The organism is Sphingobacterium psychroaquaticum, assembly GCF_900177625.1.
GTDB classification, from domain to species: domain Bacteria; phylum Bacteroidota; class Bacteroidia; order Sphingobacteriales; family Sphingobacteriaceae; genus Sphingobacterium; species Sphingobacterium psychroaquaticum.
The window spans coordinates 346837-362443 of record NZ_FXAU01000004.1; the positions used below are offsets into that span (position 1 = coordinate 346837).

The 15607-nt window shown below is 42.4% G+C and carries 18 protein-coding genes; 1 reads left to right on the forward strand and 17 read right to left on the reverse strand.

Annotated elements, in window-relative coordinates; all coding sequences use genetic code 11:
* Window positions 1-77 precede the first annotated feature (77 nt).
* The 8 genes from B9Y69_RS12610 to mutY all read right to left on the reverse strand — a co-directional run bounded on the left by B9Y69_RS12610 (window position 78) and on the right by mutY (window position 6518).
* Complete coding sequence (locus B9Y69_RS12610) at window positions 78-842, reverse strand: hypothetical protein (protein WP_085473323.1); 765 nt, start codon at window positions 840-842, stop codon at window positions 78-80.
* 54 nt (window positions 843-896) lie between these two features.
* On the reverse strand, window positions 897-1286 hold the full coding sequence (locus B9Y69_RS12615; RefSeq protein ID WP_085473324.1) for a hypothetical protein: 390 nt from the start codon (window positions 1284-1286) through the stop codon (window positions 897-899).
* Window positions 1287-1288: 2 nt separating this feature from the next.
* Window positions 1289-2698, reverse strand: coding sequence for a 23S rRNA (uracil(1939)-C(5))-methyltransferase RlmD (gene rlmD, locus B9Y69_RS12620; protein ID WP_085473325.1), 1410 nt, complete (start codon window positions 2696-2698; stop codon window positions 1289-1291).
* Between the two features lie 136 nt (window positions 2699-2834).
* The gene (locus B9Y69_RS12625) at window positions 2835-3410 is read right to left on the reverse strand and encodes a TetR/AcrR family transcriptional regulator (RefSeq protein WP_085473326.1); all 576 of its coding nucleotides are present in this window, start codon (window positions 3408-3410) and stop codon (window positions 2835-2837) included.
* Between the two features lie 3 nt (window positions 3411-3413).
* Window positions 3414-3833, reverse strand: coding sequence for a hypothetical protein (locus tag B9Y69_RS12630; RefSeq protein WP_085473327.1), 420 nt, complete (start codon window positions 3831-3833; stop codon window positions 3414-3416).
* Window positions 3834-3835: 2 nt separating this feature from the next.
* Window positions 3836-4876 carry a phenylalanine--tRNA ligase subunit alpha gene (gene pheS / locus B9Y69_RS12635; protein ID WP_085473328.1) on the reverse strand — a complete coding sequence of 347 codons (1041 nt, stop codon included), beginning with the start codon at window positions 4874-4876 and terminating at the stop codon, window positions 3836-3838.
* Between the two features lie 125 nt (window positions 4877-5001).
* Window positions 5002-5448: a single-stranded DNA-binding protein gene (locus tag B9Y69_RS12640; RefSeq protein ID WP_085473329.1), complete on the reverse strand. Its 447-nt coding sequence runs from the start codon at window positions 5446-5448 to the stop codon at window positions 5002-5004.
* 2 nt (window positions 5449-5450) lie between these two features.
* On the reverse strand, window positions 5451-6518 hold the full coding sequence (gene mutY / locus B9Y69_RS12645) for an A/G-specific adenine glycosylase (RefSeq protein ID WP_085473330.1): 1068 nt from the start codon (window positions 6516-6518) through the stop codon (window positions 5451-5453).
* A 381-nt stretch (window positions 6519-6899) separates the two neighbouring features.
* On the opposite strand from mutY, the gene B9Y69_RS12650 reads away from it, so the two are divergent.
* Window positions 6900-7751 (forward strand): M23 family metallopeptidase, encoded by an 852-nt coding sequence (locus B9Y69_RS12650; RefSeq protein WP_085473331.1) that lies wholly within the window; start codon window positions 6900-6902, stop codon window positions 7749-7751.
* A gap of 285 nt (window positions 7752-8036) precedes the next feature.
* Here the strand turns inward: B9Y69_RS12650 and B9Y69_RS12655 are convergent, their stop codons facing one another.
* The 9 genes from B9Y69_RS12655 to B9Y69_RS12695 all read right to left on the reverse strand — a co-directional run bounded on the left by B9Y69_RS12655 (window position 8037) and on the right by B9Y69_RS12695 (window position 15595).
* Complete coding sequence (locus B9Y69_RS12655) at window positions 8037-8453, reverse strand: urease accessory protein UreE (RefSeq protein WP_085473332.1); 417 nt, start codon at window positions 8451-8453, stop codon at window positions 8037-8039.
* A 78-nt stretch (window positions 8454-8531) separates the two neighbouring features.
* Window positions 8532-9449 carry an urease accessory protein UreD gene (locus tag B9Y69_RS12660; protein WP_085473333.1) on the reverse strand — a complete coding sequence of 306 codons (918 nt, stop codon included), beginning with the start codon at window positions 9447-9449 and terminating at the stop codon, window positions 8532-8534.
* 12 nt (window positions 9450-9461) lie between these two features.
* On the reverse strand, window positions 9462-10001 hold the full coding sequence (ureG, locus tag B9Y69_RS12665) for an urease accessory protein UreG (RefSeq protein WP_449448553.1): 540 nt from the start codon (window positions 9999-10001) through the stop codon (window positions 9462-9464).
* A gap of 430 nt (window positions 10002-10431) precedes the next feature.
* Complete coding sequence (locus B9Y69_RS12670; protein WP_085473335.1) at window positions 10432-11118, reverse strand: urease accessory protein UreF; 687 nt, start codon at window positions 11116-11118, stop codon at window positions 10432-10434.
* On the reverse strand, window positions 11087-11611 hold the full coding sequence (locus B9Y69_RS12675) for an urease accessory protein UreE (RefSeq protein WP_085473336.1): 525 nt from the start codon (window positions 11609-11611) through the stop codon (window positions 11087-11089). Before B9Y69_RS12675 ends, B9Y69_RS12670 begins: the two co-directional genes overlap by 32 nt.
* The gene (gene ureC / locus B9Y69_RS12680; RefSeq protein WP_085473337.1) at window positions 11611-13464 is read right to left on the reverse strand and encodes an urease subunit alpha; all 1854 of its coding nucleotides are present in this window, start codon (window positions 13462-13464) and stop codon (window positions 11611-11613) included. The genes B9Y69_RS12675 and ureC overlap by 1 nt, the downstream gene beginning before the upstream one ends.
* A 4-nt stretch (window positions 13465-13468) precedes the next feature.
* Complete coding sequence (gene ureB, locus B9Y69_RS12685; RefSeq protein WP_085473338.1) at window positions 13469-13852, reverse strand: urease subunit beta; 384 nt, start codon at window positions 13850-13852, stop codon at window positions 13469-13471.
* Window positions 13853-13870: 18 nt separating this feature from the next.
* Complete coding sequence (gene ureA / locus B9Y69_RS12690) at window positions 13871-14173, reverse strand: urease subunit gamma (protein WP_085473339.1); 303 nt, start codon at window positions 14171-14173, stop codon at window positions 13871-13873.
* Window positions 14174-14200: 27 nt separating this feature from the next.
* Window positions 14201-15595 (reverse strand): porin, encoded by a 1395-nt coding sequence (locus B9Y69_RS12695; protein ID WP_085473340.1) that lies wholly within the window; start codon window positions 15593-15595, stop codon window positions 14201-14203.
* Between the last annotated feature and the right edge of the window lie 12 nt (window positions 15596-15607).

The following is a 15607-nucleotide window of genomic DNA, read 5'->3' on the forward strand; positions in this document are numbered from 1 at the left end:
TTGTAATAAATTAGTTATAAACAAAGCTGATGCCAAAAAAATAACATCGCTTCATCATACGGCAACTTTTCTAAAAACTACCGTTCCTGTACCGGGATTTCTAGCTTGGGTAATCGAAGTGATTTAGGGCGACCATTCTTTTCCCAACTTTCCAGGGACGTCTTCACATAATTCATAAAATCATATTGTCCCCAATGTTGAACCGTACTGAATGAAGGTCGGTACAAATCCATGAAAGACTGTAAATCATCGCCTGTCAAATCAGTTAATGCACTCACGGAGGTTTTATTAAACACTTTATCCACTTGATTTTCTTCCAACTCCCGATCCATCACCTTTGCAAAGCGTTTTGCATTTTTAGCATCTCGACCAAAAAGATTGTATAATGCCGTAGCAGGACTATTTAGATAAGTCCCTACCGAATTTTTACCTCCATTATAGACCCCTTTCTTTGAATAGTCTTCCAACATGTCTCGCATTTCTGCCTCCCGCGAACGACGGCTCACCACAACGGTTTCAATCGTTAAACCGGGCTGCATCTCGATTAAAATGTCCTCTTGTGTATACAGTACCGTTTTTACCGGGCCATACCCTGTTTTTGTAAAAGACAAACTATCTCCCGCAAAGGCTTCAATAATAAACACCCCAAAAGTATTGGTCAAGGCTTTCTTTTTTGTCCGGAGGTTGGTTACATTAACTTCCGAAATACGGGTACTTCCGCCCTTCTCCAGGACAATACCAGACATCCCGGCCGTTTGTGCCGAACCTGTATGTGATAGTAAAATTATGAGCAAACAGCTCACAATCCCCTTAATTAGTTTGTTCTCTATCTTGAAATACATTTATCTAAAAGTAACAAATGTTTAGACTCGACAATGTTAAAAAGTTTTAATTTTTTAATAGGGATAAAACACAAAGTTTGCTCCCTCTGGCACAACCACAAACAGACACATGTACGCATTGGCATTCTTAAAGCTTTTTTCGAAGTACGCTTTCCGGTCATCTTTTATTAAGCCACGTTCCACAAACTCTTCTAAGGAGCTGGCATGAATGGACCACTGCGTATTCAATTCGTTCTTATCGAGCACAATTTCACCAATACTTATTTCGTGCTGATGTGCCACAAAAATCGGGTATAGGGTATAACCCTCCGCCATCATCTCTGTTGCGACCTCTTTTATCGACTCTTTATAAAAATCAAGATCTACTTTTAGGCTTTTGAGTGGACTAGGTTGCCCTCCGGCTTCCTGCCCCTCTCCTCCTGCCATCAAATCTTCAATATCCATATTTATCCTTTCAATTCTAACAAAACAACATTCTCCACGTGTTGTGTATGAGGGAACATATCGACAGGTTTTATACGCACCACCTTATATTTCTCCTGAAGGAGCGCTAGATCGCGCGCTTGTGTCGCAGCATTACAGCTAACATACACCACCTTTTCGGCCTCCATCTCCAATATTCTGTTCACAACATCAGCATGCATACCCGCTCTCGGCGGATCAGTAATAACAACCTGTGGCTTACCGTGTTCTGCAATAAAATCTGCGGTTAGCACATCTTTCATATCACCCGCATAGAACTTTGTGTTATACACCTTATTGATTTCCGAATTGATCTTCGCGTCTTCAATCGCTGAAGGCACATATTCTACGCCAATTACTTCGCGCGCTGATTTAGCCACAAAGTTTGCGATCGTACCTGCCCCTGTGTAAAGGTCATACACCAATTCGTCACCTTTCAATCCCGCAAAGTCGCGTGTAATCTTGTACAATTCGTATGCTTGAGCTGAATTCGTTTGATAAAAAGATTTCGGGCCTACTTTAAACTTCAAGCCTTCCATCTCTTCGTAAATAAAATCTCTACCACGAAAAACATGGATATCCTGATCAAAAATGGTATCGTTCTTCTTTTGATTCACGATATAGAGTAAAGAAACGATATCTGGGAAACGATCAGCTACTGCCGTCATCAACTGTTCTACTTGTCCTTCTTCCGGATACGCAAAAACAACAATCAGCATGACTTCGCCTGTTGAAGCTGTGCGGATAATTACATTACGTAGACCACCTTCATGCGCACGAAGATCATAAAATGTAATCCCCATTTCCAAAGCCAATTGCTTGATTGTATTACGGATAGCATTAGAAGGGTCTTGCTGCAAGAAACAATGGTCAATATCTAATATCTTATCGAAACGCCCCGGTACGTGAAAGCCTAGCGCATTCAAATCATCAGGTTTTACTTCATCGTCTACAGATGTCAACCAACGTTTATTCGAGAATGTATATTCGAGTTTATTTCTATAATATTCAGTTTGTTCGGATCCTAAGATAGGCTCCATCATGGCGGTATCCACTTTCCCTAAGCGCTTTAAAGCATTATCTACAGATTGCTGCTTGAAGGATAACTGGGCATCATAGTTCATATTCTGCCACTTACAACCACCACAAACACCAAAATGTGGGCAAAATGGTTCTACTCGATGCTCTGAGGGAGTAGTAAGGGCAACAACACGACCTTCAGCAAAGCTCTTTTTTTTTCGCAAAAGCTCCACATCTACAATATCTCCGGGAATTCCCTTCTCAATAAACATAACAAGGTCATCTTGTTTTGCAACACCTTTTCCCTCTTCCGCAATATCAATAATATGTACGCCGGAAATAAATTTTTTGTCCTGTGGAATTCTTCTACCCATAATGGGTGCAAAAATACATTTTTTTTATGAGTTGTTAATAGGAAGTAGGTAGTTGGTGGGGAGTAGGTCGTAGAGAGTAGTTGATAGACCGTCGTTGACAGAATAAAACTACAATCACAAAACAATGAACTAAAAACTAGAGCAAAGTTGCTTGAACTAAATAAGGTAGGATTTCCTTTTGGAAGGAGATGAAATTTTTCCGTACATCAGCTTCTGTTACACCGGTAAAAGCGAAGGAAAACACAATATTTTTACTGGATTTTATCAAAAAGGTAAGATTCTCTTCAGGTACAGTTTCGGCAATGGTTTGGTTCTGAATAAAAGAGCTCAACAAGAGAAACTCTAAATCATCGGACAGTGTTTTCAAATATTCCTGCGCATTAGCAGACTCTCGAATAAACTCCCAGCCTACGAATTCGTTACATACCGTATATGTTACACGACTCACTTTAAGGATTGTCGTAGCAAGAAAAGTCGACAAGTCCTTTTCGCGCACATTCGTATTCAAGATATCTTCTACATTCTCACGGATATAATCCATAAGCACAGCGTGCAGAATCAATTCTTTACTAGAAAAATGCTTGTAAAAGGTTGCTTTGGCTATATTGGCATGCTTAGCCAATTCATTGACACTTGTTTTATTATAACCATAGCGTCTGAAAAGTTCACGCGCAGATTTTTTAATCGCTAATATGACTTTATCAGATTCCATAAGTTAATTTTGCACAAAAAAACTAGACCCTTGCTGTGTTACGGCATAGGGTTTTAAAGGACATTCAGCAATTTCTGCAGGCGAACCATCCATCAACAACCACTTAGCGCCCGACACAGGGTCAATGATTAATTGACCTTCAACACGCACTTTATTTCCCTGCTCTGGATTTACAGTACTGCATCGATCATAAGCCACTAAGCGAGGAGCACTCTGCGTCCCCATATTGTATACAATCAAGCCAGCATATCCGCCCTCCGCGTAAGCATATCCGCCAGGAGAATAAACACCAATATGCTCGGCTTGACTAATTCGCGTTCCAAAAGATCGACTCGGCACCACATTACAACTACCGCCAGAACAGCTATTAAAAGCAATGGCTAGCAAGCAGGAACACACGATGTAAGTAATCTTTCTGAACATGTTTAGATAATCTCTGTTTCAAACTGCGACAAGAAACGTACGTCATTCTCGGAGAACAAACGTAAATCACGTATCTCATATTTTAGATTTGTTACTCTTTCGATTCCCATGCCAAACGCGAAACCAGAATATTTTTGGCTATCAATACCACAATTTTCCAATACGTTCGGATCCACCATACCGCAACCTAAGATTTCTACCCAACCTGATTGTTTACATAATTGACAACCCTCGCCTTTACAAATGGTACAAGAAATATCCATCTCTGCCGACGGCTCGGTGAATGGGAAATAGGAAGGACGGAAACGCACTTTTGTACCTTCGCCATACAGCTCTTGTACAAAATGAAACAATGTTTGTTTTAAATCTGCAAAGGAAACATTTTCGTCTACATACAAACCCTCTACCTGATGGAAGAAGCAATGTGCACGTGCAGAAATAGCTTCATTACGATACACACGTCCAGGCATAATTGCACGGAACGGTGGTTTCCCCATTTCCATCAAGCGAACCTGAACCGATGAAGTATGTGTTCGTAATGCAATATCGTTACCTTCCTTTTTCTCCACAAAAAAGGTATCCTGCATATCCCGCGCAGGGTGTTCAGGCGGAAAATTAAGCGCAGAAAAGTTATGCCAATCATCTTCAATTTCTGGCCCTTCGGAAACGATGAAACCTAATTTCTTAAAAATCTCAACGATTTCTTTCCGCACCAACGAAAGTGGGTGGCGTGACCCCAACTGAAAACCCTCTCCAGGAAGTGTCAAATCACCTTCCTGAGGTGCCCCCTGCGTTGAGCCTGCTCCTGAGAAAGCCTCCTGTGCCTCTGTAAATTTCTGTTCAGCCAGCTGCTTAAACTCATTGAGCACCTGCCCTAAGGCACGCTTCTCTTCTACAGAAACAGCTTTAAACTCATCAAACAATGCTTTTACAACTCCCTTGGATACTAGAAATTTCAATCTGAAAGCCTCAACCTCAGCAGCTGAGGTCGCTTTGAACTGGTTGATTTCTTCGGTATACTGCTTAATTTTATCTTGCAACATAGTCGACAAATATACAGCAAAAAAATGAGTCAATGAAATTGCAAAGTGATTGTTAACACGCCGCCAGCTAGCGATCGTTATTCATAGAAGCACCAGTCTGGCGACTGGTGCTCTGGTATTCTTATTTAAAACGGTAAACCGTCTGTATCGTTATTATTTTCCATAAAGTCTACATCTTGTTCCTTCTCTTCAGGATCAGCAGCATTCTCTACGGCAGTTTCTTTTGCTGGTTGTGCAAAGTCGGAAGGTCGTCCCAACAGCTTAAAACTTTCTCCTACAATTTCCGTCACAAAGCGTCTATTTCCATCCCTGTCTTCATAATTCCGCGTACGCAAGCGCCCTTCGATATATACGAGCTTTCCTTTTTTCAAGTACTTTACTGCCATTTCACCAAGATTACGCCACATTACAATATTATGCCACTCCGTATGCTGCATTCGCACACCATCCTTGGTATATGTTTCTGAAGTTGCTAATGGAAAACTAGCTACAGTGATATTCCCCTCGAGATAACGGACTTCTGGGTCTTTACCCAAGTGCCCCACTAAGATTACTTTGTTTACGCTCGCCATAACTATAATTTAAGGTTAATTAGTTGTCTATTCTTTTCGAGAAAAGCGAAGATTAGTTTATGTTTAGCTAATTTATCTATTTTTTCTAACAAATAGTAATTCCATTCGGTTTTTTTGTTTTTCACTTTCGAAGCGCTATCGACCAAATAAAAGCGCGCATAAATATTCTGGTGACTCAACACATGCTTGATTGTCTGACCGATAGGTCGCATGGCAATGTCCGACTCAAAATAATGTCCAAACAACTCATTATCGTACAAATCCCCAAGATCAAGATCCCCTTCACTCTCAAGCATCGGAAACTCGAATAGATTAGTCCACACGTCTCCTTCTCCCCGTTGTGCCATCATAATAGCATCGTCCTTGACAATCAAAAAATAATGGAAATATCGATTTCTACTTGTCTTCCCTTTTAGCTTTACGGGTAACGTAGTAACTTGTGCATCACGATAAGCAACACATTCTAATCGGAAAATACAAGTTTCACACAGGGCTCCCTTTGGCTTGCATTGCATCGCTCCGAAATCCATAATTGCTTGGTTATAGACAGCAGCCTGCTCTACAGCCAGCATTTCCTGTGCGAGTGTTGCAAACACTTTCTTTCCCCCCGAGGAATTTATTGGGACATCAATTCCAAAATATCGGGACAGGACTCGATACACATTACCATCGACAACAGCTTTTGCCTCATTACTTGAAAATGAAGCTATGGCAGCAGCCGTATATTCGCCCACACCACTCAATTTTATTACCTCATCATAACGAACGGGAAAACGCCCATCAAATGCAGCGACAACCGTCTTTGCAGCTTTATGCATATTTCGAGCGCGAGAATAATAACCTAACCCTTGCCACAGACGCAGAATATCAGCTTCCTCCGCCTCCGCAAAAGCAACTACATCGGGATAAGCCGCTAAAAATCTATTAAAATATGGGAGGCCCTGCTCTACTCGGGTTTGCTGTAAAATAATTTCCGACAGCCAGATAACATACGGATCTTTCGTGTTCCGCCAAGGAAGATCTCGACCGTTCGCTTGATACCAAGCCATCAATTTTGTTGCGAATGACATGTGCAAAGGTGCTTATTTTTTGTGAGAGTAGCAGCCTTGAGAAGGGAAGAGTTAAGGAGGTAAGAAGTGAAGGAGTTACAGGCTTTTTATGTTTAACCTGTCGAGATAAGCAGGCAATGTCACCCTGAGCCTGCCGAAAGCTTTTTAGAGGGTTGTTGAAACAGGGACCATACTTTGTTCGTCCTTCAATACGCTCAGGTCAGCGCTCCTGATGTCAAAAACTGAAATACCGCTTTGTTACGAAAGCAATTAACAAAAAGGCTTTTTTTGGCGCAAATCGACAAAAAAATGTTAAAAAACGTAAAAACAGAGATTGTAAAGACCTTATTAGCATACCTTTGAAGCTTGTACTATTGAAAAAATGTTTTTATAATTGACACTATGTTAAAGAAAAAAACTTCTGTATTGATCGTTGCGCCGGACGGTACATCTACGAAGAGCATACAAATACCCAGCTTCTTGCTAACACATTGGAAAAAGATTCTTGTTTCCGCAGCTAGTATTATTGCTATTATAATTTTCTCCATTGCTTATTTTGTTCGACACCAAACATCTGAACAATACACCGAAGCCTACGGAAAGAAAATCAATGAACTGAGACAGCAGAATAAACAACTGGAAATAGAAGAGATGAACAGCCAGATGACGGCTGATGAAATGAAAAAATCTATTCACGCGATCGACAGCACGCTAGAACGCATCAATAAAAAGATGAAAAAACGAGGCATGCAGGAGATCGCACTAAAAAATGTCGGAGGTCCAATAGAGAAGGAAGACAATTTGATTGAACTTTCTGCCTTTTACGACAAACAGCTCAAAACATTAGAGAAAAAACTTGATGGCGTTCCATTGGGAGTACCGCATCCTGGAAATATTACTTCGCCTTTCGGATACCGAAGAAATCCATTTACTAACACGGGAATAGAGATGCATTCAGGCATTGACCTGAAAGGCAACACCGGAGACCCAATAAAGGCCACGGCAAAAGGCCGTGTGGAGTTCGCTGGATATCAAGGAGATTATGGCTACGTTGTAAAAGTAAAGCATAGCAATGGCTATGAAACTCGCTATGCACACCTTATACGCACAAGCGTAAAAGAAGGACAACAAGTGGAAGCGGGAGATATTGTAGGCCATATGGGTAGTACAGGAAGAAGTACAGGCACGCACCTACATTATGAAATATTACTGAACGACCGGAAAATCAATCCTATCAACTACTTCATGCTGTAAAGCGTAATTGCTCAGGATGACAAATCTGTTATCCTGAGCCTGTGAAAGCCTATGGAGGTATTGTTTTCACTTTCTCATTTTGTTTTAATCCCTTCTTTAGGAAAATTCAATGTCTTTCTTCCATTTTGAAAGAAAAGCCATGAAGTATTATATGTTGCTGCTTGGATAGTCATTTATTCGACAATCATACCTCCATGCGCAAGAATCTCCCTGTCCCACAGATTCGACGATTATTGTATGGTTAGGAACACGGAAATGCGCTAGGACAGTTGTTGCAGTTGGTGATTACAAAAAATTACCAAATGCCTTCAGCACAAATACTGGGTCGAGCGTTTCCAAACAAAGAGATACCTCCTCCCCGTATTTACCTTTCAACGCCTGGTAAAGACGCGCATCATATGCCACAGCTACGCTTTTACCAATCAAAAAAACAGGTAAATGTCGATTTCCAACATCAAAACAAAAACTTCCCAAAGTCGCCATATTTTCAGTCGTCAAAATCATGCAGGTACACGGTTTAATACGGATACGCACAACCATACCGTCCACTGTAGAAATAAGCTCTTCATTTTTTATTGATTGTCCAACATCTCTACGTACCGTAACAGGAGTTCCACCTACGGTTTTTCTATTAAATAAAGTCTTATTTACTTCATACCACTCAATAAGTAGTGTGTCTTCCAGAACATTTTGTTTATTCACTGTGCTGTCTCCCAATTTATCTGTATACAAGAATCTCTTCTATGCCCCCTCTTCTATAACACCTCTATCCTCTTAGAATTAGGCTGCTTTTTTCTTTGCACGCTTCTTCTCCATAGCAGGTTTAGTTTTAGCTCTGGGCTTATCCGCCTTCGCCACCACATGTGTCGTAGGATCTGCTTGCTCTATAGAGCTTTTTGTTCTTTGCACTTGAATCTGATCTTGGGTAAACACCCAACACATCTGCGCCAACATGCCCAGAAAATTGTACAACAGCTCTCCATCGCTTCCCATAGCACGTAGCAATACGGTATCTTCGGCACACTGCGTGAAACCAAACATAACGTCAGCATATTCCGCGGTTAGAATTTCATCCAGTTCTACCTTTAAATCTTTCGCATAAGGCCCCGAGAAAAGCAAAGTCGCTTGATGGGTATATCCTTCAAAGAACAACAAATCTTCAATAGGCTGTTCTTTAGGAAGTAGACACTGATTATCCATAAAGTTCAATTGTCCATCTTTAAAGATCTTGGTGATGGAATGGAGCTTCGTAAAGACAAAACGTTCGTTCATATAAATACGGCCGGCACTGATAATATCACCCCAGATTAAGGTCGAATCGGCATCCATATAGATTTGATTGACAGTCTTAAAAATAGAATCTTTAAACGGCGTGACCGGATGTGGCACGTATTGAAAAACACTGCCTTTGGCCAGCCTAACATCTATATTTTGTGAAGCACCGTATTGCATCGGGTGGAGTTTATTGAAGGACTGTGTGAAAAGCTTGAGGTAAGCATCTTCTTTAACATGAACATCCATCAACAGCGAATCTCTATCCAGTATACCGGGAGAGGCACTCATAACAATCATCTCTAAATGATCTTGTGCCTTCGCACTACCGTAATGGGTTAACTTGTACGGGGCATTATGAAAACTCTCTTTCAGCACGGTCCCTCGTTCTTCCCTTTCCGCATTGATCTTAATAATACTATCCATACTTCAATAATCTTACTGCTCCAGCAAAGCGTATTTCTTAATCCAACTCTTCACATCTTCTAACCCCTGAAGCGTCATCAGATTTGTAAAAATAAAAGGACGTTCACCACGCATCCGTGTTGCATCACGCTCCATAACACCTAAATCTGCGTTAACATAAGGAGCAAGGTCAATCTTATTGATCAAAAGCAAATCTGAGCGTGTAATGCCCGGGCCGCCCTTTCTTGGGATCTTTTCGCCTTCAGCTACATCAATTACAAAGATGGTTACGTCGGCCAAATCTGGACTAAAAGTAGCCGTAAGATTATCGCCCCCACTCTCCACAAAGATGATTTGTGTGTCCGGAAACTTCCTTGCTAAATCCTCAACCGCTTCAATATTCATAGAAGCATCTTCACGAATCGCTGTATGCGGACATCCACCAGTTTCCACCCCTGCTATACGTTCCGCTGGTAAGGCGGAGTTCTTCTGTAAGAACTGGGCATCTTCTTTGGTATAAATATCGTTTGTGACGACACAAATACTGTACTCTTTTGACATCTCACGTGTCAATCGTTCTATTAAGGCTGTCTTACCCGAGCCAACCGGACCGGCAACGCCAATTTTTACATAATTTCTGTTCATTTTTTTACTTCTTTACTATTTCATTTTCTCTCCAAGGGAGGGAACAATCCCAGCCCCTACAGTAGGAGACCTTTGCTTTGTTTATCAAGATTGTCGTTTCTTCTTGTCTCAGGCGAACTAGGATGCCCCACAAAAGCAATGTCACACTGAGCTTGTCGAAGTGCTATATCAACATCTATAAGGCACGAGCCACAGGCTCGCGCCAGCGAAGAGCATCACAACCCTACATTTTTTCCGTTGAGGAGGCACGTCGTGGCAGTCTTTACTCCTTAGTCCTATTCCCCTCCTTTACTCATTACCAACTACGCACTCCCCTCTCCAAACTACCAACGACTCCCTACCAACTACCTCCTACTTCCTAAGAAATGTAAATACGCGTATACAACTTCTCGTGCTGCATACACCGAATATCCTGCGCGACGCAACAATTACCAATCATATCCTCAGCCAGCTCCTTCTGTTTAGCGACGAGTTCCCGAGTCAAGGGCTGCAGTTTAAATAGAATCTTTTGACCATCCATCTGGCTAATAGGCACCAATTTGGCACAGTTGGTCACCATACCATTCAGCGAATTATAGTAAAAGGCACTCAAAGCATCTTCAAAACTAATATGTTGCGAATGTGCATACATCGCAAAAGCCATAGCGTAATGCCCATGCGCTCTGCCGGACTGGATCGATTCGAGGTAACTCTTACAGCGGCGCACCGACTTTAGATTTTCAACCACCTTCAGGAAGCGGATAGCCAGCTTCTTACTGGCATCACGTATTTCAGAGGGAGACTTCAACGTCGTAATAAAACGATCCAAAGCCAGCAACTTATCTTTGGTCGCACGCTTTTCGCATATCTTCCACGTTTCCCAAAAGAAAGCTGCATCATTGTAATAGAAACTATAACGCAACATCGATGTCGCATAAGCTTCCGCCGTTGCACTATCTTTCACAATACGTTTATCGATATAAGTCTCCAGCCCATAGGAGTGTGTAAATCCTCCGATTGGGAAAACCGAATCGTTAATCTGTAATAATGTCAATAATGGATTCATCAATCGTTGGTGCTAATGTTATTTTAAAACTAGTCTGTACAGACCATTCGTGTATTTTTAGGGTTTGTGCCTGACTGATTACTTTATCGCTAATTTCCACCACAAAGTCTCCACGCTTCAATAGTTCATGCAACGGCGACTCATAAGCCACGACCAAACAAGCTTGATCATCTATCGCCATCGGGAGATGGCGGTTTCCAATCTCAAAACAGGCTATGGCCATCTCTCGGGCGTCCCTTGGTTTTATGACCAAACTCTTGCACGGTAAGATCCGCAAAGCGATGCAAGTCGCTCCATCATCAACCAACACATCCCCATCTTCCAGTAACCGGTCTGCAAAATTCCGGAAACCAATTTCTCGTTTACCTACCGTGATGGCACGTATGACACGTTTTTCGACATCAAACCAATCCAGCTCCAAGAAGTCAATCTCCCGTTCCCCAAACTGGTCTGATGTATATATATTCCCTTTTATGTCGTTCGAGACAAACATTAAAACAAGAAATAACGCTGCGCCATCGGAAGCACTTTCAGCGGCTCACACGTAGCCAGCACGCCGTCAATGGTCACATTATATGTTTCTGGATCCACCATGATTTCCGGGGTCGCATTGTTGTGCACCATATCTTTTTTCATTACGGTGCGGCAGCCGACTACCGGCAAGCTCTTGCGCGAAAGATTAAGGGAGGCAATAGTTCCGTTATCTATCGATACTTTAGACACAAAGTTGAAGCTGGTACTTGTTTTCGCTTTTCCATAGTGACCAAACATCTGTCTGTAAATAATTGGCTGCGGCGTAGGAATTGATGCATTTGTGTCGCCCATCTTCGAACTCACAATCATCCCTCCTTTAATAATCATTTCTGGTTTTACACCAAACAACTCAGGCTTCCACAACACCAAATCGGCATACTTACCAGGCTCAATAGAACCGACATAGCGATCAATACCATGTGCTTTTGCCGGGTTAATCGTAAACTTCGACACATAACGCTTCACCCGGTAGTTATCATTTTCATTGGCTTTATCCTCCGCTAAGAAACCGCGCTGCACCTTCATCTTATGTGCCGTTTGAAACGTCCGTGAAATTACTTCTCCTACACGTCCCATCGCCTGACTATCCGAGCTCATGATAGAGAAAACCCCCATATCTTGTAGGATATCTTCCGCAGCAATTGTTTGCGGGCGTATCCGAGAGTCGGCGAAAGCAACATCTTCTTTCACATTCTTATCCAGGTGGTGACACACCATCAACATATCCAAATGTTCTTCCACCGTATTGATAGTAAAAGGTTTCGTTGGGTTAGTCGATGCCGGTAAAATATTCGGATACATCGCAATCTTAATAATATCCGGTGCGTGCCCACCTCCTGCTCCTTCGGTATGGAACGTATGGATAACACGCCCATCGATCGCTGCCACAGTATCTTCTAGGAAACCTGTTTCATTCAATGTATCAGCGTGGATAGCAACCTGTACATCGTACTTATCAGCCACTTTTAATGCTGTATCAATAGTCGAAATAGTCGCGCCCCAGTCTTCGTGAATCTTCACACCTAGCGCACCCGCTTCGATCATCTCATTGATTGGCTCCATAGTCGAAACATTTCCCTTTCCAAAAATCCCGACATTGATCGGTAAATCTTCAAAAGCTTCCAGCATCTTATGAATAAACCACTTTCCAGAGGTTACCGTTGTTGCATTGGTACCATCAGCGGGGCCTGTTCCGCCGCCGATAAATGTGGTCACACCACTATACAAAGCCGTCTCTACCTGTGCCGGACTGATAAAGTGAATGTGTGTATCGATACCGCCTGCCGTGAGGATCATCCCTGCACCACTGTGTACTTCGGTGGAAGCTCCGATAACCATCCCTGGGGTAACGCCGTCCTGTACATCTGGATTTCCAGCTTTACCGATACCAACGATCTTACCGTCTTTCATGCCCACATCAGCCTTCACAATACCCCAATGGTCAATAATAATTACGTTATTGATACAAAAATCGAGTACGTCCTCATTACGTAATGCACGAGCAGATTGCCCCATACCATCGCGGATCGTTTTACCTCCACCAAACTTATTCTCTTCGCCATACACAGCGTAATCTTTTTCAATTTCAATAAGCAGTTCTGTATCCGCCAAACGCACCCGGTCGCCTGTCGTAGGTCCAAAAAGCGAAGCGTACTTGTCGCGTGGAATGTATAGCTCGCCATCGATATAACGGATCGATGATTTATCTAACCCTAACTTTTCGAGCCCCAATGCATTAAGCTTGGTTACTGCAATACCCGCTGTAGCGAGTCCCATGACTTTTATCCAGTCTCTTCTATTCCAATCTCCCATACCGTTACTTATCTAATGTTTTAGTCGATTTGTACTTTAACTTGTTCATCTTAGCAATAGCCGCAGCTTTCACTTTCTCATTGGTATGCTTCCCATTGGTTAAACCATTGAAGCCATGAACCTCTTTCGCGCCACCAATTTCTACCAAGACTACAGACTTTTTCTCTCCCGGCTCAAAGCGCACCGCGGTACTAGCCGGAATATTTAAACGCATGCCGAATGCTTCCTCACGGTCGAACTCTAACGCTTTATTTACTTCAAAAAAATGGTAATGTGACCCTACTTGAATCGGACGATCCGCTGTATTAGCAACCGAAATAGTGGTGGTGCGATAACCGACATTCGCCTTGATTTCTGCACCTCTTAAAAAATATTCTCCTGGAACCATGTTTTATATCTTTAATCGTTAACGAATAGGGTTATGTACCGTAACCAATTTTGTACCATCCGGAAAGGTTACTTCAATCTGTACATCGTGTATCATCTCGGGCACACCTTCCATCACTTGTCTACGCTTTAGCAATGTGGTGCCATATTGCATCAACTCAGCAACAGTTTTCCCATCACGTGCACGCTCCATCAGCTCCGCGCTGATGTAAGCAATACTTTCAGGGTAGTTGAGTTTGACACCTCTTTTCAGGCGCTTCGCTGCTAGCTCTCCAGCAATATGCAGCATTAATTTTTCGGTTTCACGGGGTGTTAATCGCATAGTTGTGTTTGTTATCTATTATTGTAACTACAATACAGGGATTGTAAAATATCCTCCTAGTGCAAGCCTATTAAACTTTTTGTCGCCAATCGCCAATCGATCCGCATAGGAAACCGTATTCCCGATATAGCCTAGATAGAAGCGTAAGTCCTGCTTTTTGAAGGGTTTATGCTGTATTGCTGCAAAATATGTGTAGTTCGTTCTAAAGTTCTTTCCGACTGTTTCATCGTCCCCGTGTGTAGCACTTTCTATTCCGCCCTTCAACGCCAGTTCCCACTTAGTGGTAATAAACTGATCGTATCGCGCGATCGCCGATTTGTAAACGACATTTTGTGCGAGCTGTCTGTCTCCACCGGTGTAGGCATAAAAATCGTTTATGGCCTGAGATGCCAATAGCGCATGATCCACACCTTGTTTTGTGTAGTTTAAATCAAGGTATACCATCTGTTTTGCCGTCTGATATTTGTTTGCGAGCGCAATTCCATGATTGGTGTGACCTTGTGCAAATTGTGCTATATTGTAAGACCATTTGGTATGTATCTTTCGGTCAGCAAATGCGCCAACCCAGGTAAAATAAGCGCCCATCGGTACTTTTGCCTGTTTCAGATCGCCCTTGCTGAAGCCGTTATTCTGGATATGATTTTCCAAAGTATTGTTCACCGTATTGTACAACTGAACATGAAAAGATTGATTGGGATTTATCGCATAGCTAAGCTTACCACCAACGACAAACAAGTTGACGACATGGTTGATGTAGTCGGTAAAAATAAGCTCATAGATGGGATTGTTTTCGAACTCGTACGAACCGACCATCGCGCTTTGCTTACCAAGTGTCATCGACCAGTTTCTATGTTTTCCAAACTTATAATCGATATAGGCATAATCCAACGCAGCCGAACTGTTATCAAGTGCAATCGGGGCGAAAGAACGGTTTAATCGAAAGCGTACTTTGTAGCTAAGGTCTTCGTTGTATCGTCCATGGAGTAACAACCGGATATCATCGAGATTCATTCGGGTGCGTGCGCTTTCCTGATTGAGGTTATCAGCATTCAACGCGGCCCGGAAAAGGACGTCGAGGTTGAAGAGTTCTGCTTTTGTAGGTTCGGCTTTAGTTGGCACAGTGTGTATAGTGTCTAGCGGCGAGGCATCATGGATATCTGTTGCTTTATCTAGAGACACGAGCTGAAAGCTCGCGCCAGCAATTTGAGCTTCTCCTAACAGATTGCCACGTCGTTCCTCTGCGTGATGATGCAGAGAACCAGCAAGAAAAGCTTTTGATTCTTTTTCGCTGGCGCGAGCCTGTGGCTCGTGTCCAACTAACAGATTGCCACGTCGTTCCTTTTCGCAATGACGGAGTGAACCTACAGCAAAAGCTGGAACCGAACAAAAAACAATAAAAAGGAAAGCGATAATCTTACTCATGAACGTCAATTA

Coding starts and splice junctions, on each gene's coding strand:
- B9Y69_RS12610 (WP_085473323.1), bottom strand. CDS start 842: ATGTATTTCAAGATAGAGAACAAACTAATTAAGGGGATTGTGAGCTGT.
- B9Y69_RS12615 (WP_085473324.1), bottom strand. CDS start 1,286: ATGGATATTGAAGATTTGATGGCAGGAGGAGAGGGGCAGGAAGCCGGA.
- rlmD (WP_085473325.1), bottom strand. CDS start 2,698: ATGGGTAGAAGAATTCCACAGGACAAAAAATTTATTTCCGGCGTACAT.
- B9Y69_RS12625 (WP_085473326.1), bottom strand. CDS start 3,410: ATGGAATCTGATAAAGTCATATTAGCGATTAAAAAATCTGCGCGTGAA.
- B9Y69_RS12630 (WP_085473327.1), bottom strand. CDS start 3,833: ATGTTCAGAAAGATTACTTACATCGTGTGTTCCTGCTTGCTAGCCATT.
- pheS (WP_085473328.1), bottom strand. CDS start 4,876: ATGTTGCAAGATAAAATTAAGCAGTATACCGAAGAAATCAACCAGTTC.
- B9Y69_RS12640 (WP_085473329.1), bottom strand. CDS start 5,448: ATGGCGAGCGTAAACAAAGTAATCTTAGTGGGGCACTTGGGTAAAGAC.
- mutY (WP_085473330.1), bottom strand. CDS start 6,518: ATGTCATTCGCAACAAAATTGATGGCTTGGTATCAAGCGAACGGTCGA.
- B9Y69_RS12650 (WP_085473331.1), top strand. CDS start 6,900: ATGTTAAAGAAAAAAACTTCTGTATTGATCGTTGCGCCGGACGGTACA.
- B9Y69_RS12660 (WP_085473333.1), bottom strand. CDS start 9,449: ATGGATAGTATTATTAAGATCAATGCGGAAAGGGAAGAACGAGGGACC.
- B9Y69_RS12670 (WP_085473335.1), bottom strand. CDS start 11,118: ATGAATCCATTATTGACATTATTACAGATTAACGATTCGGTTTTCCCA.
- B9Y69_RS12675 (WP_085473336.1), bottom strand. CDS start 11,611: ATGTTTGTCTCGAACGACATAAAAGGGAATATATATACATCAGACCAG.
- ureC (WP_085473337.1), bottom strand. CDS start 13,464: ATGGGAGATTGGAATAGAAGAGACTGGATAAAAGTCATGGGACTCGCT.
- ureB (WP_085473338.1), bottom strand. CDS start 13,852: ATGGTTCCAGGAGAATATTTTTTAAGAGGTGCAGAAATCAAGGCGAAT.
- ureA (WP_085473339.1), bottom strand. CDS start 14,173: ATGCGATTAACACCCCGTGAAACCGAAAAATTAATGCTGCATATTGCT.
- B9Y69_RS12695 (WP_085473340.1), bottom strand. CDS start 15,595: ATGAGTAAGATTATCGCTTTCCTTTTTATTGTTTTTTGTTCGGTTCCA.